Below are 24295 nucleotides of genomic sequence, written 5' to 3' on the forward strand. Positions count from 1 at the left end.
ACTCCCATCTTCGACCGGGTTGACCCACCACTCAGTCCACTCTGGATCGTTAGAAGTGAAATGTATTTTAGGCATTGGTACAATCTCCTTAAGATAAAATTCCATTGTTTTATGAAGGCGATCGCTCGTGTTTGGGGCTATTGCCTTTTTACTTGGAACCGCTAACCCTGCGGCGCTACGACTTACGGGTGAATGCAGTTGTCGGTTGTCAGTTTCCCCTAGCAGGTCTTTGGTATTTGCTCAGTGCTGGCAGGCTGCTATCTCTGCCTGGTTTGGGGTGAAAAGTCAGGTACAGGTTTTACGCACATCTGCTAGCAGGTCTTTCTTTTATGAGGCTGCTGTCTCTCATTAGTTTGCAAATATTATGCGTATGATTTAGCATAGTAGCATCTTTTTTGAATTATACGCACAATTAGCCTAAAATTATGCGTAGGATTGAATGTTAAAATCGTGCGTAGGATTTATGAATCGAACAAATGCACAGCGAAGACCTCAAGAAGGAGTCCAAGAAACATGGTTGGTACGAAGAGAGGAAGCAGCGAATGAACGTAACGCTCACTCCTACAGCAGCCAATCACCTGGATGCGATATCACAAGCTCAAAACACGAGCAAGTCGGAAGTCATAGAAACAATGATCAGAGAGAAAATGCAACAATCTCTTTCGTCGGCGGAGGTAAAGATCCTGGGAAAATTTCAGAGCGTCTCAAGCTAATAGAGCAGTCATTTTTGTTCTATATTCACAGTCATCGCGATCGATTAGAAGCAGAACTTGATGAGAATAGAACGTTGGAGGAAAGGTTTTTAGCATCCATAAAGGAGCTTGAGCGCGAGATTAATTCTTTGGTTCCAGAGCAAGACAATTTAGACGAACACGCCGTAGACAGTAACGAGCATTCTTAGCCGTCGTACCCGAAAAGGAAAGGGTACGACGGCTTTATTCATGGATATGTCGCCTACTGCCACCAGCAGGCGACGCATCTGTGACTAGACATCGAGGTGCGATCGTCCTTAGTAAAAGTTGGTCTTAAGCAATGAATAGCAGCATTCAGCATTACAAGGAAAAATTCAAACATAAATACGGGTATCTTCTGATGTAAGCATCAGCAGATCCCGTAGATGGTGGGATTGAACATCTACCTTTCAATCCCTATGGAAATTGTAATCCTCCTTTTCTGGCTAGCGCTAATGTCGTTCCTCCTGCGGATAGCCTTCCTGGTCGTGCAAACCCACCAAGAGACTCGCAGACGCTATCACCCAAAAAGAACTGCAACATACAGACAGTCAAAGAAAAGTACACATTTTTTTCAATTCAAGCGCCCCTCTACCAACAGAGTCAGCAATTCCCGGGAGTGGAAAGAATTGCTAATTTTGGTGCAAGGTGACACAGCTACAGCCAACCGACTCATTGATGGCGAACGCAGACGAAACCCAGGACGTAGTTCTGACTGGTATTTAGATAAAGCCATTTGGCAGTTAAAACGCGATCGGCACTAGCTAACTCTCTTCTTTGAAGTTTAGCGGCGGCTGACCAGCACCAAGGACAGCCGCCATTTTTATTGACCACCAAGAAATAAAACCAATGATCAGAGCTAAATTCACCTGTCAACAGAACACCCTCGACCACGAAACCCAGACAGCAACAGTTATCCTCACCCCAGTAACCACCAACCCACCCAATGAAGAAAACCTAACTTTCTGGCAAGCGACACCAGCCGGTAACATCACACTCGAAATCACCAACCCAGCCGCATCGTCTCAATTCTCTGTTGGGACTAGCTATTACGTTGACTTCACTGCTGCGTGAAAAAGAAAGTGCGATCGCTCTTGCCCAATAACTAATGACCAATGCCCAATGACCAAACCAACATACGAAAAATTCAGCGAACTAGTAGGTAAAACAGACCTCGAAATGTATCGATTGGGCTGGACAGAAGACCAAGGTCGGGAGCATTTGTTGAAATACTACGGCAAGCGATCGCGCCTTCTGCTGACCGAAGAGGAGTTGGATAACTTTCTCCTTTACCTGCAACTCTCCGATCAGTTAGATTGTTGACAGTGTTTTAATAGTAACTAAGTGACTTGTCACACGCAAAAAAAAACTCACTAAGTTTATAGCTTAGTGAATTAGATACAAAAAACACAAGTAAATAAATGAACAAATACTTACGAATCTTAAGCGGTAAAATAACCGTTACTTTCCCGCATTCTACCACATTAAATAATTTAAACCTAGCTAATCGGGGGACAGACAAATGACACAAGGTACTTGCTCATTCCCCCAAGCACAAATTGACTTCAGTAACAACGTAGACAAATTACCACCATGCGAGATAGGAGCAGAAGAAGCAATTTTGGGTGGTATCTTATTAGACCCAAACGCAATTTACCGAGTCGAAGACAGACTAAAACCAGAACACTTTTATATCAGTGCCCATAGAGACATTTATGCAGCATGTTTGCGGCTTTCAAAAACAAAGAATCCAACCGACTTATTGAGTGTTACTAGCTTCCTGTCTAGGCATGGCATTCTTGCTCGAACCGGTGGTCAAAACAAGCTAGCTACCTTAGTAGATAGAACAGTCAGCGCCATTAATATCGACGCTATGGCTAACTCAGTAATCGAAGCATTTGTTCACAGAGAGATAATTGCATTAGGGAATAATATTATTCACTTGGGATATCAAACCGAGCGAGAAATACCTGATTTACTCGCGGAAGTTACTGAGAGAACTAGGTCAATTATTGAAGTTCCAATTGGAGCTACTAGAGACGAATACGAACAGTGTTATCACGACACATTGCTCTCGGAACTTAAACATATTTATACCACTTGCGGTAGTCCATCTCTAAGACTCATCAAACTGCGCTTAATGGCAAAAAAACACAAGGAACAGATCGAGTTCCTGGAACGGGTTTACATGAGAAGCTTGACTGATCAATGCAGCGAGTTGCTTACGTATCAGGAATTAAAAGAGTTAGCAGGCTCAACAGTTAGAGAATGGCTGCAAAATGGCTTAATACCCAAACATACAACTATCCTCTTAAGTTCAGATGGTGGAATTGGGAAAACAAAATATGCCTATGGACTGGGGAAATTCCTAATCCAAGGTAAACAGTTTGGCCCGTTTCATGTGACAGGAGAGAAACGGAGAATCCTTTACTACCAAGGCGACGAAAGCCCTGGAGATATGATGCAAGCACTCGAATCTCTTGGTTACTCTGAAAACGACATTGGCAAGTATGTGAAAGTCCGTATTGGGTGGAGCGCCGAAAACATGGCCGCCCTACTGGAAGATTTGAAGGAATTTCAGCCAGACCTGGTTGTAATTGACTCGCTTTCTACCGCTAACCGCCACTCTATTTATCGAGAAGGCGAAATGGAATATGCCCGCCCCATCTTAGAGATGGCTGGATTGGCTAACGAATACAAAACTACCTTCCTGCTCATCCACCACAACAACAAGATTGGTGAAGTTCGTGGCACGACAGCGATACGCAACTCTGTCAGTGAAGTTTGGAAACTGTCTAAAGACAATAGCAATACAGCAACGCCTCATGACCGGATCTTTGAGATCGACAAATCGCGATCCCGGTCATCTGGAAAAAAATACCGTCTTATGTTTAACCCTGAAGACCTCAGTTTTACCTTCCTGGGTGAAGAAGGCGCTGAATTGAGCGGGCCAAATCACTCTGCCAAGGAAGCAACTTTAGAACTTTTAGCCAGCCACAGAAACATCAACTTCACATCTGAAGAGATTGCCCACCGACTGAATATTTCCAAGCCTTATGCCCGACGCTACCTAACAGAGTTAGCGTCCGATGGCTTAGTTAGCGTTAACCGTCCGCCAGGAAAAGCCTACACCTACTTTTTAGCCTACGAGAAAGGATCACCAAAGGATCACCCCTCGGATCACCCCTGCTCATCTCCTATAACTATTGCTAGTAATCAATCACAGCCCGAATTAGATATTGGTATAAAAAAGTTAGGATCACCAAAGGATCACCCCCTGGATCACCTCCAGGAAGCTTGTCTGACAAGCGATACAGCCAAAGGTGATCCTCGACCCCCCGAAAATGGCGAAAAAATTTCCAGAGTAGGTTTAGAAAATATTCTCGAAAATCAGGGGGTACAGGATCACCTTTGCTCGAATGTCTTACCAGGCAACAATCCTGGAGGTGATCCAGGGGGTGATCCTAATTTTTTTATACACAATCTTCAGACAGTCGTTGAAGTATTGCCAGTTAACGGCTCTAGCAGTTTTCCACAGGGTGATCCGGGGGGTGATCCTTCAGGTGATCCTTTGCCTTTGCTTCAGGAGAAAGGCACTTACTGGAGTGTGTCCTTCAAACGAGAGGTAGAAGTATTCCAAATTTTTGATGAGATGTCTGAGGTTAGCTGCCAGGTTCCAGGGCGGGGTAGGCGGAGTCTGCCATTCACTGACTTGCAAAGCTGTCAGCAATCCCCTAAGCACAACTTCTACGTGGGAGATCAGGTAGTAATTCTTGTTGGCAAGCTCATTGAAACCTTTGCCACTATTACCGACATTAGATCGGATGGCATTTGGCTAAAATCTGACGATCGCAAAAAACGTCTAGCAAGACCTTACTTCCCTCATCAACTGGTAAAAGCCTGACATTATAATTCGGCACAGTGCAATCAACAAGTATCGTCATTGCCTTGAATGAAAAATGCGTAGGCGAAGCCCGTCGTAGACATCGCAGTTCTTGAGAGTGCGATCGCAATAAATCCGATGAAGTGAAGACAGGTGTTACAACCTCGTCCAACTTATTCGCTAGGGCAAGCTTTGTCACAAGGTTGGGGTTTATAGAGTTGCGATCGCGCCCCTTAATTGGTCAGCCCCAATGTCGATGTAACGCTCTAAAGACTTGATATCCTTGTGTCCCGTAAGTCTTTTAATCGTTGCCAAACTGATACCGTTATTGTGCAGGTTGGTAACAAAACTTCTACGAGTGCTATGAGTACTAACACCCTTGCTTGCTAGTCCCGCTTTCTCAACAGCATTAGTGAGGATATCGTAGGCATTACGCAAGCAAGTATGTTTTTCAAAGTCTCGACCAGGAAAAAGCCAAACACTATCTTTATCTGGCTTGTAATACTCTAGCTGCTCACGTAGTAGATCGTGGATCGGAACTTGTCGAGTTTCGCTATTTCCGTCTGGATCTTTCTTTCGGGTAGTAGCCCTGAAAGTGATTTCTGAATATGGCTTACCATCAGGATCGTAAACATCTGAGACTTTCAGTTGAATTAAAGCTCCCCAACGTTCGCCGGTATACCACCCCAAAGCGAAAAGGATTTTGTACTTTTCATTTACGATTTGTCTGCGGATTTTAGAGTATTCATCATTGGACAGTGTGGCAGCTTGTCCACTTCTGTTATTTTTCATATCTTGAACCAACTTTTAGATATTCCACTTTTACTTTGGCTAATGGTAAAAGTGGAATTTACTTTATATCTGCTCCGAGCAAATATAGGCTCTATTGTATTACCAGTAATGCTTTGGCGTAATCCGTGAATACTCCAGTTTTACATAAAACTGGAATATTTACATAATTTTGGATTAGCAATACAACGGATTTATTCACAACATCTAAATCTGCTTTTATGGCTGAACCAACACTTACTGCTGTATTCGGAACGTATGCAATTCAGGACGCAAACAGCTTAACTATTAGCAAAGCTGATTTGGCATCTGTGGGATTGACTGCTTCTGCAACCAATACCGCCGAATCTTTGTTAATAGCAATCATGTTGAAATTTAAATCAACACTAACGGATGAGGCACGGGACACCAATATTGACCAATCTGTGGCGGTTGTGGATGGATTTAGCCCAAGTATTACCACTCGTAATGATGCTATTTACCTACGAAATACTATTTCTGTAGAAATAGACCGGGTGCTTACAGGCGCGGAAACAATCGACCCTGACCTTTATTAATCATGCAAGCACTAACACTTGCTCAATTATTTGGTGTTAATGCTGTGCAAACTGCTACTGAATTGGTAATTAAAAAATCCGACTTAGTAGCAATTGGGTTGACGCCACAGATAAACAATCGCGCTGAACAATTAGTAGTAGCGATTCTACTGAAAGCTCTCGAAAATTTTCAAGGTCACTTAACAGACCCTAACGATAATCAAGTAACAGACTTTCAAGGTAGAAAGATAAATTATGATAATTCTAATTTGTATAAGTCGTTACTACTAGAGCCTTGGAAAGAATTTATAGAACAGCGATTAGAGAATTATGTAATTAGAAATACTTTGATTATTCACCAATTCTCAGAATATGCAGATACAGAATTTTCCTAGTGGTACGCCAACCATGAATGATTTATTGTTGTTTCAATCATCGGCAAACCAAGCATATTACAAATCTCAGTTTAGTCAATTATCGATAGCATCTAAATGGACTTCGATAAATACTAGTTACGCTGCCAGCAACTACAACAAATTAGTAATTAATACTAGTGCATCCATTACCATTACTTTGCCTATTGTGTCTGTTGGTGAAATAGAAATATTTAATATCAATAGCTCAACTGTTTATATTAATACCCAAGGCAAGGCTTATAGTAATGGTATACATGATGCAACTCACTTAAGAATAAAAACTACTAACACACATGTAAGGCTTGTCTATCTCAATGACAGCATTGGTTGGTATCCAATAGTAGGAGGTTTATCTGTTATTACTGATGCTACCGTATCAGCGCTTTTGAATTTTAACGGTAGTAATGGAAGTACAACTTTTGTAGATGCAAAAGGCGGCACAGTTACTGCATTTGGTGCGGCACAAATTAGTACAGCACAAAGTAAATTTGGCGGAGCAAGCGGTTACTTTAATGGTAGTGGTAGCTATTTAACACTTCCTCTGACAACGGGCTTGACTTACGGAACTAATGATATTACATGGGAATGTTGGATTTATCTATTAAGTAACCCAGCGTCAGCTAGCAATATGACCATCATGGGTAATGCGCTCGGTGGTGGAAGTGGAAACGCAGGGCTATTTCTATGTGTTAATAATGGCAGAGTTCATTTTAGGCATTGGGTAAACGGAACTACTAATGCTATTAGTAGCCAAACAATTTCCGCTAATACTTGGTATCATGTCGCTGCGACAAAACGTGGTACAGCGCTGCAAGTATATGTCAATGGCATTCAAGGGACAGCCGGAAGTACAACCGCTAGCAATACGGATAGTAATTTTTTTATTGGTAGAACATTGAATAATTCTGGCTTTGCAACCGACTTTAATGGGTATATTGACGATTTGCAATTAAGCGCTCCAGGGGTATTTCGATATACAGGTAATTTCACTCCACCAATTTCTCAATTTACCGTATGACACAATATTGCAAACTAGGTGATAAACCAAAAGTAATTTATAGGAAAAATGGTGCCTCAGAAGATAACGTTTTTTATGCAAATGTTTCACCTATAGATGTAACCGTTGTTCCATACGAGAATCCAAACTTACCAAATCAAATGTATGCCTGGAACTTTTCAACAGCATTGAACCCCCGCACAACGTTAGAGCAAATGCCTTTTCGAGCAATAGGCAAGCTTACCGATTTTAAGGTAACAGGATTAATAAACACCGATACAGTAAACGGTGTGCAAATTGGCAATTGGTCGTGTCAATTTAAAGATGGTAATGGAAGTTTAATTGCAGGTAGCGCTGTCGGTTATCATCCAAATGATCCGCCCACGCTTGCAAAAATACTAATACCAAATCCAGATTCACCTTCAGATATTTGTAAATTACAAATCAAAGATACCAATGGAAACTTGTTATTTACAGCTAGTGGTAAGTGCCCAATTCTTTACAAGGTAGCTTGTGGAGATTGTCCTGATGAGAGCCATAAATGCACGCATAATAAATATCCAGGATACTGCTGTGTACCATGCAAGCAAACGGGCGATCGCCTGAAAAATCTTGCAAATAAAGTAGGTCGGTAAATGGCAGAAGTTTGCAAAGATATCGAACAAGGGCTAGCCGCGCTCAACCGCAAAATTGATGAACAGAATAAACGACTGCGGGACTTAGAGCGGAGACAGAAAGAATGTTGTGAGCAACATGATAAAAATAACAATAACAACAATAATAATGATTTAGAAAAGCGTGTAAAAGAACTAGAAAAAACTTCAGAAGCGCTCAAAAAAGGAATTGTAGAAACTTTGAATAATTTTGCTGATATTGAAAACACAAACCGAGAATTTATTGACGCTTTTCAAGGGCTACACGAGATGGTAGCGCCGTTGATTGATACGGTTTCTACAATTGCTGAATTCTTAGGAGGGGATTAATAATGGCTAGCTGGAATGGGACGCCTTTACCAAGTTCACCTTCTCCTAAAATACCTAATTCAATTCCTCAAAATTTTAATTGGGATACTTTTAAAGCTGACCCCAAAGGGACTTTTAACAAATTCAAAGGAGCAAGAGAAGCTCATAGATTAAATTGGAAAGGATACCGCACAGCTAGTGCTAGTACTAAAAAAATAATTGCGTCATCTCCTAGCAAAAAATTTATTGCTGATGCAGGTAAACGCATTAGGCAATTAAAAAAAGTTACTGATTCTACAAAAAAGGTAGCTGATGCCACCAAAAAAGCGACTGATCTAACTGAAAAAATACAAGCTGCACTTTTTAAAAATGTTCCTGGCAGTGCCTTTTTAGATAAAGCTTCCCGTGTTGGTGGTATTCTTGGAATTCTTGCGGCAATTGGAACAGTAGCAATTCTCAAGTTAAATGAGTTTGTCAGTAGCCGGACTTTCGATAATTTAGATTCAATTAGTAACGACCTAACAAAAACTAATCAGTTAGCAGTACAAGCTGGATTAAAATTAAAAACTATTGATAGTAAAATTCAAAAGTTTGAAAGGGAATTAGATACTAACGCTAAAGATTATTATCGATTAAATAAGCAGCAAGAAACTTTTGGCAAGGATTTAGTAGAAGCTAAAAAGAAGGCGAATGATTCTCTATATGAAACGCGAGAAGGACGGAAGATACTTGAGGGCAAAATAACCGAAGCCAAAAAGCAATCAAATGATGCGCTTTACGAAACGCGGGAAGGCAGGAAAATACTTGAGGGCAAAATAACTGAGCAGCGAACAAGCTTTGAAGCTAAAATCCAACAAGTTAACGCCCAAATTGCAAAATTCACCAGTGAAGTCTCAGATAGCTTTCAAAAAACTGTTAACTCTACAATTTCAAAACTACAATCTGACCTAGCAGCCACGCGATCCAAAGTTGATGCAATTCGCCCACAAACACCAACAGATACCGCAGCGATTAACGCGAATGCTGTAGCGGCTGCAAGGGCGCTTGTTACCCCGCTTCAATCTCAAGTAGTGCAATTATCTGGGACGGTTGCCAGTCTGCAAGGGCAAGTGGCTCAAATTCCAGTATTAGCTGGCGCGGTTGGGAGTTTAGCGCAATCTTTGGGGAATGTAGATTCCAAAGCAGATGCAGCAATGAATGAGGCCCGTAATAAAGGCGTACCAAATTTAGCGCCTCTTCAGCAGCAGCTAGATAATAAATTTAATCAGTTGGTAGCAGATAATCTAAAATCTCTTGACATAAAAGGTTTAGAGATGTCTGGCTTATTCAAGGAGTTTGAACAAAAAAATAAGGACTTTCAGCGACAAAGTAATTTGACTGCGGATCAACGCTATCAAGAGTTTGTCAAAGAAAATATCAAAACACTGACCGCGACTGACTTAAAACTATCGGACTTATCCAAAGAATTCGACAGACGTAATGCAGAATTTTTTGCTCAAAGTACTAAAAGTTCTCAAGAAATATATGAAGGGTTTATCGAGCAAAACAAACAAGCTCTGTCACCAATAAAATCTGAAATAGCTAGTATAAAATCTGATTTAAAAACTACAACAACAGATTTAACAAAAATAGATACAAAATTGAAGGATCAAGCAAAAGTGAACGAGCAAGCCCTACCGAAATTGGATCAAATTGTAGGCATACTTGGCTTAATTCCTGCTCGTGCGGCTGACGCTATTAAGCCATCTATCCCCACAATTCCAGAAATCACAACAGCAACAGGTACTGCAATGTGCAATAACCTGAAAACGGGGTGTGGCAAGAAAGCCATTGATGACGCCGTAGGGAATGTTACTGGAAATGCTAATAGTAATGCTGCTAACATACTGGGTGCTGTTAATGCTGTAGGGCAAGGTGCTGATTTAGCCCTACTTGGTGTTATTAACAACAAGCTTGGCGATCAACTACCTGGTGGTATTGGAGGCAAACTAACTCGATTTGCACAGTGGGCGCATTTAGATAGAGCGCTAAACCTTATGAATCTTGCCGCTAATATTCACAATGGAGCAATGCTATCTAATAATCTTGGTCAAACACTATTAAGCGTAATTGGAAATCTTCTTAGTATCGTGGGATTAAAAGATGCTGAAGGACAAGCATTTGATATTGGGAGTGTAATTAGTAAAGGGATTGAAGGATTGATAAAAGGTGCAATTGGGGAAGAAAACTATAAAGTACTTGATGCTAACTGGAAACGTGCAAACCGCATTTATCAAGCAACCGCTAATCTTTTAAATTCAATTCAATCTCTCAGTGCTTCTATTCTTAATGCTTTAGAGGTTGTGGGGCAATGGAATGCAAAGGTGGGAAATGCCTTAAAGCGGTTTGGGGTAGTAGGAGAAAAAGCTTACTCGTGGATGAATCCAAATGTCAATTTCCAAAATAAATATTTTACTGCTCTTGAAAATGCCACTAATGTTATCTCACAAGTAGACCAAGTAGCATCTGAAGTTTTATCAATTAAAGAAACAATTGGACAAATTGTAGAGCAAAAGAAAGAAATCGATGACTCTTTGAAAGAAACTGATTCTAGTAAGCAAAAAACTGAACTACCTGAAGCAGCTAAACTAGCACAAAAAGAAACCGAATCAAAAACGGCTAGCGCGGCTTTACCACTAGAAGAAAATGACAAAGAAGCGGATGAGGATAATTAACAATGGTCGCTCAATTCCCAGTGGAGATAACAACCCCAGCAAAAACTCTTACACCTCAAATTAAAATAGATGTCCGAACTTTTAATGAAGGCATTGCGCGATCAAGCGAACCAGGAATGCAAAGAGATTATCGGATGTGTGCAGTTGATATTGTTATCAACAATGTCAATAAAAACTTAGCTGTAGCAACATTTTCAAGAATCTTTGCATACGCACAATCGCTAGCCAACAACGATATTAATCCGACAGCGAATACTAATTTAAGTGCAGTAGAGACTGGAGCTAATTTGCTTCAAGCAAAGCCTAATACAGGCATAATTTTATCTATAGACTCAACAGAATCAATATCAGTGTGTGCTTTGACATTGAGTATTTCTAATCTCCGCCTTGACTATATGGACGAATATTTCAACAGCACATTAACGTACTTAACAAATGCGATTGCAAGTGATTTAAATCCCTAGTATGCCACTGCCAGTTAATTTTAATGAATTTGAACACCTCCAAAATTTAATCAGACTCGAACATAATAAAGCTGTACGAGCCTACTTCAAAAATCAACCCGATGATGATATATCCACTCCCAAAGCAAATCTAAAACATGCTTGCTTGATTAAAGACGAAGATACCGCAGCCATGACTCAAATGAGGCTGTGGTTATTTGAAATTACAATTGGACACGCTCAAAGTTTACAAACTCCAATTTATGGCATTCCTGTACAGGAGTTTCAAAGAGATTCTAAATTTAAGCCACAGATAAAACTTTATTTCAAGGAGCCATACAATTTTGAAAAGCATCATGATGGTACAGAACAGGTGCGTGGTGAAATTGGCTTTAGGATCATGAATAAAAATGCTGATACAATTTCAAGAGGTGATGCTGTTGAATATGCTCGTGAAATCAAAGCAGAATTTGCTACACCTCCATTAATTTGGAAGAAGGGTAAATTTAAATGCACTTATTTAGATTTAGAGAATGGCTTTGATTTACGCTTATTCTGCTTATCTAAATCTGAAGGAATATCTACTGTTCAATCTGTTTTAAAGATTTTAAATAAAACTTACAGCGATAATAATTTTCAATTCATAGAGAACACTAAGGAATTTCCCGCTAACCCAGGAACACACCGTGTATATGGCAGACAGGTGAAAAAATTTAGACAAAGACCGACTGCTGACGTGAAGTTCACACACGCACAACTGCTCATTCCTGGTCAAGTGAAGCCTGTCAATCTAGTGGGACTTAACGGACGACTCAAGAGTGCTATCGAAAATGTCACAGTTTCTTAAGTCCGCTAATTCTTTTTAATTCTTTTTCGGAAAGTTAACTTGTCACTGGTTTAATTCTTCCTAAAACAGGGTGCTAGCTTAGTTTGAGACCTAAGTAGTGACTTTGTAGGAATTTAGACTAGATGACTAGATATGGTGATATTCGGCGAGCTAAAGAACTAACCGATGCTTTAGAGAAACTTCGGGCGTGGGAAGACAAAACAGTAAAAGAAAAAAGAGCGCTTTACAAAGCACAGCGTGGTAGCTCAGTAAGAGTCAAAGTTAACCGCACTAAAGGTTATGTTGAATCTTTTCAGCTAGTTGGACGTATATATTTACCAGTAAAACTGCTATCAGATAGCCAAACGGGAAGCAATGCCACCACATTAGCTAATACAGTCCGTGAGGCAGTACAGGCAGATGGCAGGACTGTTGCAGTAGGTTTTACTTTACCTACTGGTGGGGTTTTACTTGATAACATGACAGGCTATCGCCCAGCCCGGCTCTCGTTAACCGATCGCGGGGCAGAAGTAGCTGATAGCAAATCGCGCATTACGGATCTTGAGTACAAGCGATACGACAACAAAAGTGTTTCGTCTCCTTTTGGTTCTAAAAATACAGGAGGCGAAACTTATGCAGCCGCTGTGGCAGAAATAAGTGATATCGCCGCTATCAAAGCCTTTGCTCAACAAGAAGGTAATCGAGTTGCGTTTATTCCAGAAGTTATCTAATGAGCATATTATTGCCAGATTACCGTGATTTCTTGATGGTATCTGCTTGTGATGAGCGAAGTCTCAAAGGGATGACAATTATTAATCAAGCTTCTGCTGATTGGCTTGCAAGCACGATAGACACAGGTACTTACTTTGATGTGTTAGATCACTTTGGGATAGACCCCTTTTTGCATGTCAATCCTGTAGAAGATTTAGTCTTCAATCAAATTATTACGTTAGACCTTTGACATGAGGGAATTACAGCTTGGTAATTCTAATAACTGGGAAACAATACACAACCAAAGCGTAGATGCGGTACAAATAGCTAAAGTTGGGGGCGGATATAAAACTGTCCCCATTCCTGAAATATCTATTGCTTTGTTGCTGAATGTTTTTGTTTTAGCAATTCTGGTTTCTACTAACGTGCCTGAAGGTAGAAGTTGGAAGTTTGCTGGTAATGTTAGGCAGAAGGTTAGTACTGGTATTGTTTTTGGTGGTTCTCAAGATGCTAGCTTCAATAGAAGATACGCTTTATTTTTGGACAAGATAAACCTTGTAGTTTTTCCAGCAATATCTACTAGCTACAGTATTTCTATTCAAGTGCCTGAATGGTTTGAAAATGCCAGCATCACTGTATGGCGTTACACGGGGCCTGATTATGATTCCGATTTAACTCGAATTGAATCTAAAATTGATGCTCTTTAAATTAAATGACTACTACACAATCTACAATAGCTGCTAGTACCAATTCGCCAGTAATTACGGTAACTCTAGAATCCGTTGGCGTCTTTACTGGCATCCTTGTAAGTGTTTCTGTACTAGGCACGCTTGCAGTCAAGCTTGTAAATAACTTAAATAATATTTCAAGTTCTATTACTCAGATAAAAGAGGACTTGAAAGAACACGCTGATAACGCCGAAAAAATTAGAGATTTAGAACACAGACTTGATTTACATGTTCAAGATTATATAAATCGCAAAGATACTGTAACTTTGTTGATCGCACAAGTGACACAAACAGTTGAACATAGGACAAATCGTCTTTACACCTCGATGAAAGATATTGAAAATTTTTTGCAGATGCAAGGAACTTTCAAAATCCGGGAATTTCAGGATTTACGCAAGATGGAAGAGGAAGACCCTTTTAATAAGCTTTAGGGCTGCGAATAATTCAATGGGGATTCACTCTAGTGATTTGTAGGGGATTACGAAAAATCTCTTTTGGCGAATAAAATCCTGCAAGGTGTAGCACCAGAGGCATTGTGCAGACGCAGGAAAGTAAGGCTCATCTTCCTTGCAATACTTTCCACAAGTGCAGCAGAATCTAGATTTGGCTGCACTTGTATGACTTAGATCGTCCATTGGTCAAAATCTCCAATTTGTCACTTAGTAGGCTTAAGCCCTGTAAATTCGTAGGTCAGCTTGTTTCCAGGTTGCTTACGACCTTGAATAAAATCTTGTTTCCTAAGTCGTTCTATGGCTGGATATAACCGATGAAATCCCATGTGTAGAGTTTCATGAATTTGGACGGCTCGTAACGGGCCAGCCTTTAGTAACAAATTGTAAATTTTAGCGTCATCTTCGTTCATTTTCGTCACATTGCCTCCCCCAAGTCATCTTTGTAATCGGCGTGGATCAAATCAATTTTGCTTTTTAGCCTATCAAAAGCCTGCTTTGGTGTATTACACAATTCCGATTCAATTACTTCAAGCCTAAAAGGATGCTCACAGGAGGCATAACAGTAATTGTCTTCTGTATAAAAGACTTCTAGTAGTAATCCTCGATGTTTCTCATAAAGTACTGTCATAGTCTCCAAAGGTAAATAACGCCAATGGACTTTTAGAAATTCTATGTAAGCAGACAATAATACAAGCTGCTACAAAAACGTCTGAAGGTAATTGTTGAAAATTACAATAACCCTCTGTCAAAACTCTGTAGATAGTTTTAGGCGATAAAATGCGCGATACCCGGTCAATAGTAGCATGATAGGGATTATCAAATTTCCTAAATTGCATTGGTCAAAATTCCGTTTTTGTCACATTTTAACTGTCCAGTGGACACACTAGATATTCCACTGGACAGGAGGCGTTTTTATTTAAATTAGTCAAAGCTTTAGTGCCGTTTACCCTTGAGAATTGGGGCTTTTGGAGCATGACACCAACTCCATTTAGGCAAGATTTAGGCAAGGGGAAATAGTGGAGGGCTGGAAGTAGTGGGTGACGAGGGATTTGAACCCGCAACCAATAGATTAAGAGTCTACTGCTCTACCGTTGAGCTAGTCACCCGCACGAATAGCCATCATAGCAAACTTATGACCGATTTGCCAGTGCCGCGCCCAAAAAACTAATTAAAGCGGGAATTTGAGGGTGAAAGTGGTTTGACCGGCTCGACTCTCTACATAAATTGAGCCGCCTAAATGTCTGACCATTTTCTGCACTAATGCCAATTCCAGTCCAGTGCCGCTATGTTTCCAAGGATCATGTTTGGAAAGGTGATAGAAAGGCTCAAATATCCGTGACAGTTCATTGCTGGTAAGCTCTAGTCCCGAATTGCTAATATTAAGCTCTACTGCTTCCCCTCTCAGGTGAGCAGAGACTGTGACAGACTCACCTGCTGGGGTATATTTGCAGACATGGTTAAGTAGTTCGGTGATAATCCTCTCCATATCTGTGATATCTGTCTCTAAAAGCGGGAGTGCAGGATCAACACTCAGGTTTAACTGCTGTCGCTGGCAGTTGGTGAGGTCTCGAAAAGACTCGACAATGGGGTTAAGCCAGCTTTGTAAGTCAATGGCAATCAAAGTTGGGGGATCGGGTTCAGCTTCTAGATATGTGAGTGTGAGTAGATCGTTAATTAACTTGCTTTCTCGCGCACACTCGTTATGCAGAATCTGCAATAGTTGTGGAACTATTTCTATATCTAATATTTCTTCTGGTGTGAGGACACTTTCGAGGGTTTGGACTGCAAGGCTGATGCTAGTTATTGGTGTCCGCAGTTCTTGGGATAGGTTTCTGAGAAATTGGTTTTTAAGCCGATCGCATTTTTCTAATTCTTTAACCTGTGCCTGGTTTTGTTTGTAAAGCTGGGCTTGACGAATGGCGATCGCACATTCACTTGCTACTTGCTGCACTAACTCGATTTCAAATTCATTAAATGCCTCTTGTGTCGGTCTTGTCAACCAAATGTTTCCTAAAATTCCTTGAGTATCAAAAATTGGACAAGCCATCTGGGACATAACCAACAACTTTGGTTGCCATCCCGGCACAATTTCCAAAAATTGCAAAGGTTGTTTTTGCAACAGGGGCTGATAAACTTCAAGCCGGTCTGCAATCTGTTTAGTCAATCCTTGACACCGAGGTAGGTTAATGCTGTACTCGTAGGTAATAGTAACCAGAGTTTGACAGGTGCTATAGAGTTCGATTTGGCAACGATCAAGGTTGAGTAACTCTGCTAATTCCTGGGTGAGTGTCTGCAATACCTGAGTTTCATCCAGACTGTCGCGGATTTGTTCTGTCATGCGTCGCACCAAGGCTTCAAAGTTTCGCACCTGCTGCAACTGATTTTTGTGTTTCTGTTTTTGCAACTCTAACTTTGCTTTGAGATCCTTAAACTGCTGACGAAGTTCTGCCTGTCTGGCAGCAATGCCGATTTGAGTTGCCAACTGAAGAGTCAAGTCAGTTTCTGTTTGCTGCCATTGACGCGATTGGTGGCAATGCTGGGCAATCAATAGCCCCCACATATCTTGCTCTTTGAAAATCGGTACGACTAGATTGGCTCTCACTTGCAAAGATGCCAGAAAATCTATATGGCAAGGATGCAACCCAGCTGCATAAATATCTTCGACAACTTGAATGCAACCTCGCCCGTAGTGTTCTCGATGTTTGCCACTGAAGCAGGGATCGGTGATGTTTTTTCCCAACAGGGGATCAGTCATAGTTGATTCGGCAATGATTACCCCACTGCCATCAGCCTCGAAGCGATAAATTAGGACGCGATCGCAATTCAAAAATTGCCGCAGTTCAATTGTTGTCTGATGCAGAATTGTCTCAAATTCTACAGATTGGTGAATTCGTGCTGCGATCGCTTCTAGCAGTTGTTCCCGTTCAACCTGGAGTCCGGCTGCTTGTTCTGCTTGCTTCACAGGAGTGATATTGCTACTTGTACCAATCAGTCGATAAATCCTAGAGTTAGCATCTCGTAGCGGGGTGAGAGTCGTACTCCACCAAGTCGGAACCCCCTGGAATTGCAAACATTGTTCGTAAGAAATAGTTTTGCCGAATAGCACACATTCAGCATAATGTTGACGCACCTTAGCAGCATCGATTGGGGAGAGAATATCCTCTGGTTTTTTGCCCCGGAGATCATCTGAGCGAATGCCTATCCACTGCTCATGAGTGGGATTAAGTGCCACATATCGAAAATCTCCGTCCTCTAGAACATCAACTACAAATATTGATGCTTGCACAGAATCGTACATGCTCAGTATAAACTGCTCAATACTACTTTTCTCATCTACTTCTGTGCCGAAGAGAATCTGAGGTGGTGATAATTTTGTCAACTCTATAGTTGATTCCGTTGGATTTATATTCATGCGAGAGTCCCTGTCTGGTATTACTGACTCTTCTAGGCGCTCTCTTGTTGTTACGCTTGTAGTAGATGCATAGCGCCTATAGCAAAGTCTTGTCAGCTGTTGCTCATCGAGATTTGGATCTTTCTCTACTTCTTGTCAGAAATCTAGGAAAGCTAATAGGAGTCAGCTTAACAAATCCTGCTTTTTGAAGGCGAAAACACATTTGCAGATTAGGGCAAACTTACTGAAAATAAGTTTTTAACAGTTTTTTCAGATTGTTGCATATATCTAAGTGCAAGCATCAGTATACATCAACTAAATTTACAATTCTTAATAAAGGGAGTGGGAACTCACCATCGCAACTTGTGAGCATTCATTCCGGTGAGGATACCAACCAACAGCCAAGTAATAGCTAATCCCATGACTTCGCCTAAGAATAACTGCGTCAGGCGGTGTAAGATCATCCCGATAGCAGAACCCACGGGGACAGCAACAGCCCAACTTGCCGAAGAGACAAATATCCATCGCCACGCCGCAGGCTGGGGAATTGCCAACCATTGTGCCAATCCAATCCCCAAGCCGCCAAATGCCCCATAAACCGCCCCAGAAAGGATTCTCACAGGGAAAATCTGAGTGCTAGGGACTATCCAACCCACCGCACCAATACCGATAGCGGTGATGATACTCCAACCCAAAAGACTTGACAAAATCCACCTGATACAAAATATAGGTTCTTTGAGAAGACAACCTTGAGGAAGTGCGATCGCAAATCCGCCGATAGCCGCCTCTACTACCCCAATATCTGGCTTTTCGCCAACTTCGATAAACAGTAAACTTAATAAAAAACCGCCAAAAGTAGCGAAAGTCCACAGCAATATAAAGCTAAATCTAGTATTTCTCGGTGCAAATGGCATCAAAGTTTCTTTGGTTTTAATAGTCTGACAGTTTTAGCATTAAACAGATCAAAAAAAGCTTTGCGTCGCTGTTGGGGTGATTCGGGTACGATGTAACCCCAGAGACTCTCCCAGTAGAAAAAGGAGATACCGTCAAAATTGCGATCGCGTACAACCTGAACTTGTTCTCTAATTTGTGCTATTTTCACAGGATTACGCACCGTTCCCGTTGATATACCAATACCTACAGGAATTAGACTTTGAGCCAATTTTATCGATGATTGTTCCAGTTGAGCGATAAAAGAGTTTTTGTCATTTCGATACACCTGCAAAATTAACTCATTAACTAAACCTTTTTTTACCCAATTTTCCCAATCTTGCAAATAGTATTTGTAGGCAAAAGCTTGATAGTTAGGAGACAGAGATATTCTAACTTTGGGTTTAACTGCCTTGACAGCTTGATAGATTTCTGCCATAAAATCAGTAATTTTGTCTGCCCGCCAACGCATCCACTCTGAGTTAAAAGGATCAGTTGGGGGACTTTTGCCTTGATGCTCTTGCTGGTAGAGTTCAATAGTGAAGCGATCGTAGCCAAACTGTACCGGCATCCCAAAATGATCGTCAAGCTGAATACCATCCACATCGTAATTCCTGACTACTTCCAAAATTAGCTCTTGGATAAATTCTTGCACTTGCGGATGTAGGGGATTCAACCAAGCCACCTTACTAACCAAAACATTATCGATTTCTTCTGGTGGAGCATCTTGGGTAGACTTTATACCTTCTTGCCCAATTGTCAACCAGTCAGGATAACGCCTTGCTAATTGTGAATAATGCGGCGTCATAAATCCGTATTCAAACCAGGGGATCACTCTCAAATCTTTATTTTTGGCAAGTGTTACTATTTTTGCTAAAACATCCTGTCCACCGTGCATGAAATTGAGCAAAGGTTGAGTTTCCGAACCTGTAGTCATTTTAGCTACAGCACTCTTATAAAAAGTATGTCCTCGGTTCCAAACTACAGGATAAATTGTATTAAAGTTGAGAATCGATAATTGGTTTATAGCACGGTTAATACCCCAAGGAACAAATAGTACACCACTAGCAACATTAGTCAGCCAAACGCCGCGAATTTCTGTAGTTAATGGACTTGTATTTTGGGAATAAACTGGCAGTGAAGAGACTGAAGAGAGTGAAAAAACTCTTAAAGTGACTACTAATCCCAAACACAGTAAATAATAAACACAACGGTGAGCAACCCGATTCATTTGTAAGCGTGACCTAGTGCGATCGCAATATATATAACTACAAAATTAAGTTGTAATCCTCCGGATGATGTAAAGAAATGATGATTCAGAACTCAGGATTCAGAACTCAGGAGTCAGAATATTTGAAATAATGCAGAGCCAATTTTGGTTATAAATATACTTAACGATACCAAAACCTGATAAATTATGAATCCTAACTCTTAATTCCTGTACAGACGCGATTAATCGCGTCTCTACTCCTAACTCCTGTACAGACGCGATTAATCGCGTCTCTACTCCTAACTCTTAAAATCTTTCCACACCTTCAAATTGCTTGAGTGCCGATGCATTTGCTGCTTCACCACAAGTTCGTGGTGTGGGGAATATCTTTTCAGGATTTGCTAACCCTTTAGGATTAAAAACTTGCCGTACCCATTGCATAGTTTCTAAATCAACTTGGCTAAACATCTGTGGCATATAGCATTTTTTCTCTTCACCAATGCCGTGTTCACCAGAAATACTGCCACCAACTTGGACACAAAGTTTGAGAATTTTCCCACCCATTTCTTCTACTTGCTCTAATGCTCCAGGCACAGAATTATCATAAAGGATTAGCGGATGAAGATTGCCATCGCCAGCATGAAATACATTAGCAACACGATAACCGTATTGTTCGCTTAAAGTCTTAATCTCGTGCAGAACATAAGGCAACTGAGTTCGAGGAATTACACCATCTTGCACATAATAATCTGGGCTTAAATGCCCAGCCGCAGCAAAAGCCGCTTTGCGTCCTTTCCATAATTTCAACCGGGTTTCTGGGTCAGTAGCAGAAGTGACATTTCGTGCCCCATTCTTTTTACAAATTTCAATAACTCGCTGCTTATTTCCTGCAACTTCCACTTCTAAACCGTCAATTTCTATGAGCAAAATGGCAGTAGCATCGCGGGGATAACAATTAGTTGCTACAACATCTTCAACTGCATTGATGCTGAAATTATCCATCATTTCCATACCACCAGGAATAATTCCGGCGCTGATGATGTCAGAAACAGTTGCCCCGGCAGCTTCAATGCTAGTAAAATCTGCCAACAGCACACAAATTGATTCTGCACTTTTGAGAATTCGCAAAGTAATTTCTGTGGCAATTCCTAAAGTACCTTCAGAACCAACAAAAACACCTGTTAAATCATAACCAGGCATTTCTGGAATTTGTCCACCTAAATCGATAATTTCCCCTTCCGGCGTGACAATTTTTAATCCCAAAACGTGGTTAGTAGTAACACCGTATTTGAGACAATGTACACCACCAGAATTTTCGGCAATGTTGCCCCCAATAGAGCAAATAATTTGACTAGAAGGGTCAGGAGCGTAGTAAAAACCAGCACCACTGACAGCTTGTGTTACCCAACTATTAATCACCCCTGGTTGGACAACTGTTCGTTGATTTTCCAAATCAATGCTGAGGATTTGCCGCATTAAGGAAGTGACAATTAAAACAGAATCTTCTAATGGCAAAGCGCCGCCAGATAGACCAGTGCCAGAACCGCGTGCTATGAAGGGGATAGAGTATTGGTTGCATATTTTCACAATTTGGGCAACTTGTTCTGTAGTTCTAGGTAACACCACCACAGCCGGACGTTGGCGATAGCCAGTTAAACCATCGCATTCATAGGTAATGAGTTCTTCGCGGCGTTGCACCACACCATTTTTGCCAAGGACAGCCTCGAATGCTTTGAGAATGGGTTTCCAGTTGCGTTGTTTTTTATCTTGGGTAAGCATAGTTTTTTAAAGTTCAAGGTAGATGTTGCAGGCTGGTTAGTATAGCTGTAATTACTATTGTTGCAAGAATAGCAGTCAAAAGTGAGTAAACGCGATCGCTCTGGGCTTCTGCATTCAGTGTAATGTTATACCATCTTAGTTTTCAGGCGACACATTTTTTGGTTCTCGTCTGTATGAGTTTATTAGTAGGTAAACATTTTGAGGGGTTGCTGAGGAAGTTTCGGTTAAATTCATTAATGTGTTTGATAACGAAGCTATATGAATGAGAAGCTGACTCAAAAAATTCAGAATGATTTTGATCGCATTGCTCTATATGACAAACAGGGATGGGATCATAATAATCACTATCACCATTTTCTACTCAAACAGTTTCCAAAGCAATGTAAAACCGTCTTAGATATAGGTTGTGGAACAGGTGAATTTTCACGTCTTCTCGCTAAATATGCTGACAGAGTTGTTGCAATTGACTTATCCCCAAATATGATAGAAGTTGCCAAGCAACGTTCAAGACAGTATACAAATATTGATTTTCAAGTTGCTGATATATTGCAGTGGGAGTTTCCAGTTGAGCAATTTGATGCGATCGTTTCTATAGCTACAGTTCATCATCTACCAGTAGAAAACTTGCTGCCCAGCCTGAAAGCTGCTTTGAAGCCTGGTGGCAGTCTAGTGATTTTGGATTTATTAGAGCATGAGAATGTCCAAGATATGTTGAGCGATTTTGTTGCTGTTCCTCTAAACTGGTTGCTTCAAACGATTAGAAATAGGCGTGTTCAACCGTCATCAGAAGCAGTAGAAGCCATGAGAGAGCATCTTCGCACAGACAAGTACTTTACCTTATCGCAAGCACGACGAATTTATACAAGCTTCTTGGGGAAAGCGAAGGTTAGAAAGCACTTATTTTGGCGTTATTCCGTAGTTTGGAAGAAAGGTAATCTCCCTCAGGTAAGTTCAGCCATTATGTAGTTTTTGGATACGCGATACAAAGTTAGTTACTGTTTTACTACATGCAATCAATTAACCTAGAAATAACGCTCTTAAATACTGGATAAAATCATGGTTCAGCAAGTTTTAATCAATGATGATGATTACTATGTGCCAGATGCCAACCAGCTAGTCACTGAAGATGATACGCCTGTGGACAATTTTGCATCTGAAAAACAACAACGTCTCTTGGTTGGCTCTCTTTACAGTACTCTACAGCAGCAGACTTTTTTAGCAGCAGCTAATGTCGGTATTTACCATACAGACGGTCAACCTGCAATTGTACCCGATATCTTTCTCAGCTTCGATGTTCAAGTACCTCAAAATTGGTGGGAAAAACAAAATCGCTGTTATATGGTTTGGCGTTTTGGTAAACCTCCAGAAGTCGTGATTGAAATTGTCTCTAATAAAGAAGGTGATGAACTTGGCAAAAAGCTGAAAATTTATGAACAAATGCGGGCTAGTTATTACATCGTATATGACCAGAATCAGCAATTAGGAGAAAAAGTACTACGCGTTTATGAACTTAGAGGAAGGCGCTACTTTGAAACTTCAGAAAATTGGTTAGAACAAGTTGGTTTAGGTGTAACTTTGTGGGAAGGGAAATTTGAAGATAGACAAGATACTTGGTTACGCTGGTGCTACCAAGATGGTAATGTTTTATCGACTGGAGATGAACACGCCGAACAGGAACGACAACGTGCCGAACAAGCAGAACAACGCACCCAATTGCTAGCAGATAGGCTACGGGCTATGGGCGTAGATCCCGACACTATCTAGGACACTCAACTGTAAAGACGCAAAGTTTTTTTTGCGTCTTTGCATGAGCAAAAAAATTCTCACTAACTTGTGCGAATTATAAACTCATTTATCCGATGCCAAACCTTCTCTAATAAATCAGGATCATCGGCATCAAACCATTCAATTTGTGGATATGCTCGAAACCAAGTGCGTTGTCGCTTGGCAAATTGTCGGGTATGCAAAATGATTAATTCTTTCGCTTCATCTAAGGAAATATCCCCAGCCAAATATTGCTTGATTTCTTGATAGCCCAAAGTATTCAACAAAGACAAATCAGCGCCATATTTTTGACAAAGATACTCCACTTCAGCAACCAAACCATTTGCTATCATTTGCTCAGTACGCTGTTGAATCCGAGCAAGCAACTTTTCAACATTGCAATCTAAACCAATCTGCAAAATCGGATAATTGGGTGGATTCTCCCCTTGCTGTTCTGAAATTGAATGACCAGTGACATAATATACCTCTAAGGCTCTTAAAGTTCGCACTAAATCATTGCCATGAATCTTTTGTGCTGCAACGGGGTCAACTTGTTGTAACATTGCATAGAGTTGAGTTTGACCGAGAGATTCAAGTTGCGATCGCAATTCAATCTGTGGTGCAACTCTCGGAATTTTCATCCCTTGGACAATGGAACGGATATATAAACCAGTGCCACCAACTAGAAACAGTGGTGTAACACCAACAGAAGCAATTAAGGCTTGTGTTTGCTCCTGATAGTCTGCTACTGTCATCATGTCTGTTGGATCGCAGATATCTATTAAATAGTGCGGCACCAATTTTTGTTCAGCTACAGTTAGTTTAGCTGTCCCAATATCAAACTCACGGTAAACTTGACGAGAATCAGCACTGAGAATTACAGAACCCAACCGCATCGCCAAAGCCAAAGCTAAACCCGATTTCCCCGTTGCCGTCGCCCCACAAATCACAATTAATTTAGTCATTAGTCATTAGTCATTAGTTATTTGTTATGGGGCATTGGGCATTGGGCATTGGGCATTGGGCATTGAGC

At 40.9% G+C, this 24295-nt stretch carries 28 protein-coding genes and 1 tRNA gene; 20 read left to right on the top strand and 9 right to left on the bottom strand.

The genetic code is table 11. The annotated features are described in order from the left end of the window. Positions 1-104: 104 nt before the first annotated feature. The 6 genes from LC586_RS01550 (at position 105) to LC586_RS01575 (ending at position 4635) form a co-directional block, all read left to right on the top strand. On the top strand, positions 105-281 hold the full coding sequence (locus LC586_RS01550) for a hypothetical protein (RefSeq protein ID WP_229482634.1): 177 nt from the start codon (positions 105-107) through the stop codon (positions 279-281). Between the two features lie 182 nt (positions 282-463). Further along, entirely contained in the window at positions 464-901 is a 438-nt protein-coding gene (locus LC586_RS01555) for a hypothetical protein (RefSeq protein WP_229482635.1), read from the top strand. A 249-nt stretch (positions 902-1150) separates the two neighbouring features. Continuing rightward, positions 1151-1495 (top strand): hypothetical protein, encoded by a 345-nt coding sequence (locus LC586_RS01560; RefSeq protein WP_229482636.1) that lies wholly within the window; start codon positions 1151-1153, stop codon positions 1493-1495. 85 nt (positions 1496-1580) lie between these two features. Then, positions 1581-1805, top strand: a complete 225-nt coding sequence (locus LC586_RS01565) for a hypothetical protein (protein WP_229482637.1) — start codon at positions 1581-1583, stop codon at positions 1803-1805. 48 nt (positions 1806-1853) lie between these two features. After that, on the top strand, positions 1854-2054 hold the full coding sequence (locus LC586_RS01570; protein WP_229482906.1) for a hypothetical protein: 201 nt from the start codon (positions 1854-1856) through the stop codon (positions 2052-2054). Positions 2055-2253: 199 nt separating this feature from the next. Next, positions 2254-4635: a DnaB-like helicase N-terminal domain-containing protein gene (locus tag LC586_RS01575; protein ID WP_229482638.1), complete on the top strand. Its 2382-nt coding sequence runs from the start codon at positions 2254-2256 to the stop codon at positions 4633-4635. 189 nt (positions 4636-4824) lie between these two features. On the opposite strand, the gene LC586_RS01580 is transcribed toward LC586_RS01575, so the two are convergent. Next, positions 4825-5406, bottom strand: a complete 582-nt coding sequence (locus LC586_RS01580) for a tyrosine-type recombinase/integrase (protein WP_229482639.1) — start codon at positions 5404-5406, stop codon at positions 4825-4827. 218 nt (positions 5407-5624) lie between these two features. Between LC586_RS01580 and LC586_RS01585 the strand changes: the two genes are divergently transcribed. The 12 genes from LC586_RS01585 to LC586_RS01640 all read left to right on the top strand — a co-directional run bounded on the left by LC586_RS01585 (position 5625) and on the right by LC586_RS01640 (position 14167). Then, positions 5625-5960 carry a hypothetical protein gene (locus LC586_RS01585; protein ID WP_229482640.1) on the top strand — a complete coding sequence of 112 codons (336 nt, stop codon included), beginning with the start codon at positions 5625-5627 and terminating at the stop codon, positions 5958-5960. A gap of 2 nt (positions 5961-5962) precedes the next feature. After that, positions 5963-6334 carry a hypothetical protein gene (locus LC586_RS01590; RefSeq protein WP_229482641.1) on the top strand — a complete coding sequence of 124 codons (372 nt, stop codon included), beginning with the start codon at positions 5963-5965 and terminating at the stop codon, positions 6332-6334. Then, positions 6312-7373 carry a LamG domain-containing protein gene (locus LC586_RS01595; RefSeq protein ID WP_229482642.1) on the top strand — a complete coding sequence of 354 codons (1062 nt, stop codon included), beginning with the start codon at positions 6312-6314 and terminating at the stop codon, positions 7371-7373. The genes LC586_RS01590 and LC586_RS01595 overlap by 23 nt, the downstream gene beginning before the upstream one ends. Continuing rightward, complete coding sequence (locus tag LC586_RS01600) at positions 7370-7987, top strand: hypothetical protein (RefSeq protein ID WP_229482643.1); 618 nt, start codon at positions 7370-7372, stop codon at positions 7985-7987. The genes LC586_RS01595 and LC586_RS01600 overlap by 4 nt, the downstream gene beginning before the upstream one ends. Beyond that, positions 7988-8335 (top strand): hypothetical protein, encoded by a 348-nt coding sequence (locus LC586_RS01605; protein ID WP_229482644.1) that lies wholly within the window; start codon positions 7988-7990, stop codon positions 8333-8335. It abuts the gene before it with no gap. Between the two features lie 2 nt (positions 8336-8337). Beyond that, positions 8338-11028: a hypothetical protein gene (locus LC586_RS01610; protein WP_229482645.1), complete on the top strand. Its 2691-nt coding sequence runs from the start codon at positions 8338-8340 to the stop codon at positions 11026-11028. Positions 11029-11030: 2 nt separating this feature from the next. Then, entirely contained in the window at positions 11031-11492 is a 462-nt protein-coding gene (locus tag LC586_RS01615; RefSeq protein WP_229482646.1) for a hypothetical protein, read from the top strand. 1 nt (position 11493) lies between these two features. Beyond that, positions 11494-12318, top strand: a complete 825-nt coding sequence (locus LC586_RS01620) for a hypothetical protein (protein WP_229482647.1) — start codon at positions 11494-11496, stop codon at positions 12316-12318. 122 nt (positions 12319-12440) lie between these two features. Next, positions 12441-13028: a hypothetical protein gene (locus LC586_RS01625; RefSeq protein WP_229482648.1), complete on the top strand. Its 588-nt coding sequence runs from the start codon at positions 12441-12443 to the stop codon at positions 13026-13028. Beyond that, positions 13028-13258, top strand: coding sequence for a hypothetical protein (locus LC586_RS01630; protein WP_229482649.1), 231 nt, complete (start codon positions 13028-13030; stop codon positions 13256-13258). The genes LC586_RS01625 and LC586_RS01630 overlap by 1 nt, the downstream gene beginning before the upstream one ends. A gap of 1 nt (position 13259) precedes the next feature. Beyond that, positions 13260-13715 carry a hypothetical protein gene (locus tag LC586_RS01635; RefSeq protein ID WP_229482650.1) on the top strand — a complete coding sequence of 152 codons (456 nt, stop codon included), beginning with the start codon at positions 13260-13262 and terminating at the stop codon, positions 13713-13715. 5 nt (positions 13716-13720) lie between these two features. After that, entirely contained in the window at positions 13721-14167 is a 447-nt protein-coding gene (locus tag LC586_RS01640; RefSeq protein WP_229482651.1) for a hypothetical protein, read from the top strand. A gap of 224 nt (positions 14168-14391) precedes the next feature. Here LC586_RS01640 and LC586_RS01645 read toward each other — a convergent pair whose 3' ends face one another. The 7 genes from LC586_RS01645 to glcD form a co-directional block, all read right to left on the bottom strand. Next, positions 14392-14598 (bottom strand): helix-turn-helix domain-containing protein, encoded by a 207-nt coding sequence (locus tag LC586_RS01645; RefSeq protein WP_229482652.1) that lies wholly within the window; start codon positions 14596-14598, stop codon positions 14392-14394. Positions 14599-14603: 5 nt separating this feature from the next. After that, a complete protein-coding gene (locus tag LC586_RS01650; RefSeq protein ID WP_229482653.1) occupies positions 14604-14816 on the bottom strand; it encodes a hypothetical protein in 213 nt (70 codons plus the stop codon). A 406-nt stretch (positions 14817-15222) separates the two neighbouring features. Then, a tRNA-Lys gene (locus tag LC586_RS01655) sits at positions 15223-15294 on the bottom strand. Between the two features lie 62 nt (positions 15295-15356). Then, the gene (locus tag LC586_RS01660) at positions 15357-17600 is read right to left on the bottom strand and encodes a sensor histidine kinase (protein ID WP_229482654.1); all 2244 of its coding nucleotides are present in this window, start codon (positions 17598-17600) and stop codon (positions 15357-15359) included. Between the two features lie 329 nt (positions 17601-17929). Then, positions 17930-18493 carry a hypothetical protein gene (locus tag LC586_RS01665; RefSeq protein ID WP_229482655.1) on the bottom strand — a complete coding sequence of 188 codons (564 nt, stop codon included), beginning with the start codon at positions 18491-18493 and terminating at the stop codon, positions 17930-17932. Then, a complete protein-coding gene (locus tag LC586_RS01670) occupies positions 18493-19740 on the bottom strand; it encodes a glycoside hydrolase family 10-like protein (protein ID WP_229482656.1) in 1248 nt (415 codons plus the stop codon). Before LC586_RS01670 ends, LC586_RS01665 begins: the two co-directional genes overlap by 1 nt. A 285-nt stretch (positions 19741-20025) precedes the next feature. Further along, positions 20026-21498 (bottom strand): glycolate oxidase subunit GlcD, encoded by a 1473-nt coding sequence (gene glcD, locus LC586_RS01675; RefSeq protein WP_229482657.1) that lies wholly within the window; start codon positions 21496-21498, stop codon positions 20026-20028. Between the two features lie 258 nt (positions 21499-21756). Here glcD and LC586_RS01680 point away from each other — a divergent pair, with 258 nt between their 5' ends. After that, the gene (locus tag LC586_RS01680; RefSeq protein ID WP_229482658.1) at positions 21757-22464 is read left to right on the top strand and encodes a class I SAM-dependent methyltransferase; all 708 of its coding nucleotides are present in this window, start codon (positions 21757-21759) and stop codon (positions 22462-22464) included. A 90-nt stretch (positions 22465-22554) separates the two neighbouring features. Further along, positions 22555-23262, top strand: a complete 708-nt coding sequence (locus LC586_RS01685) for a Uma2 family endonuclease (RefSeq protein ID WP_229482659.1) — start codon at positions 22555-22557, stop codon at positions 23260-23262. 62 nt (positions 23263-23324) lie between these two features. On the opposite strand, the gene miaA is transcribed toward LC586_RS01685, so the two are convergent. Beyond that, positions 23325-24227, bottom strand: coding sequence for a tRNA (adenosine(37)-N6)-dimethylallyltransferase MiaA (gene miaA / locus LC586_RS01690; protein ID WP_229482660.1), 903 nt, complete (start codon positions 24225-24227; stop codon positions 23325-23327). Positions 24228-24295 lie beyond the last annotated feature (68 nt).

Origin of the sequence: Nostoc favosum CHAB5714, assembly GCF_020829495.1 — a bacterium.
Lineage (GTDB): Bacteria > Cyanobacteriota > Cyanobacteriia > Cyanobacteriales > Nostocaceae > Nostoc > Nostoc favosum.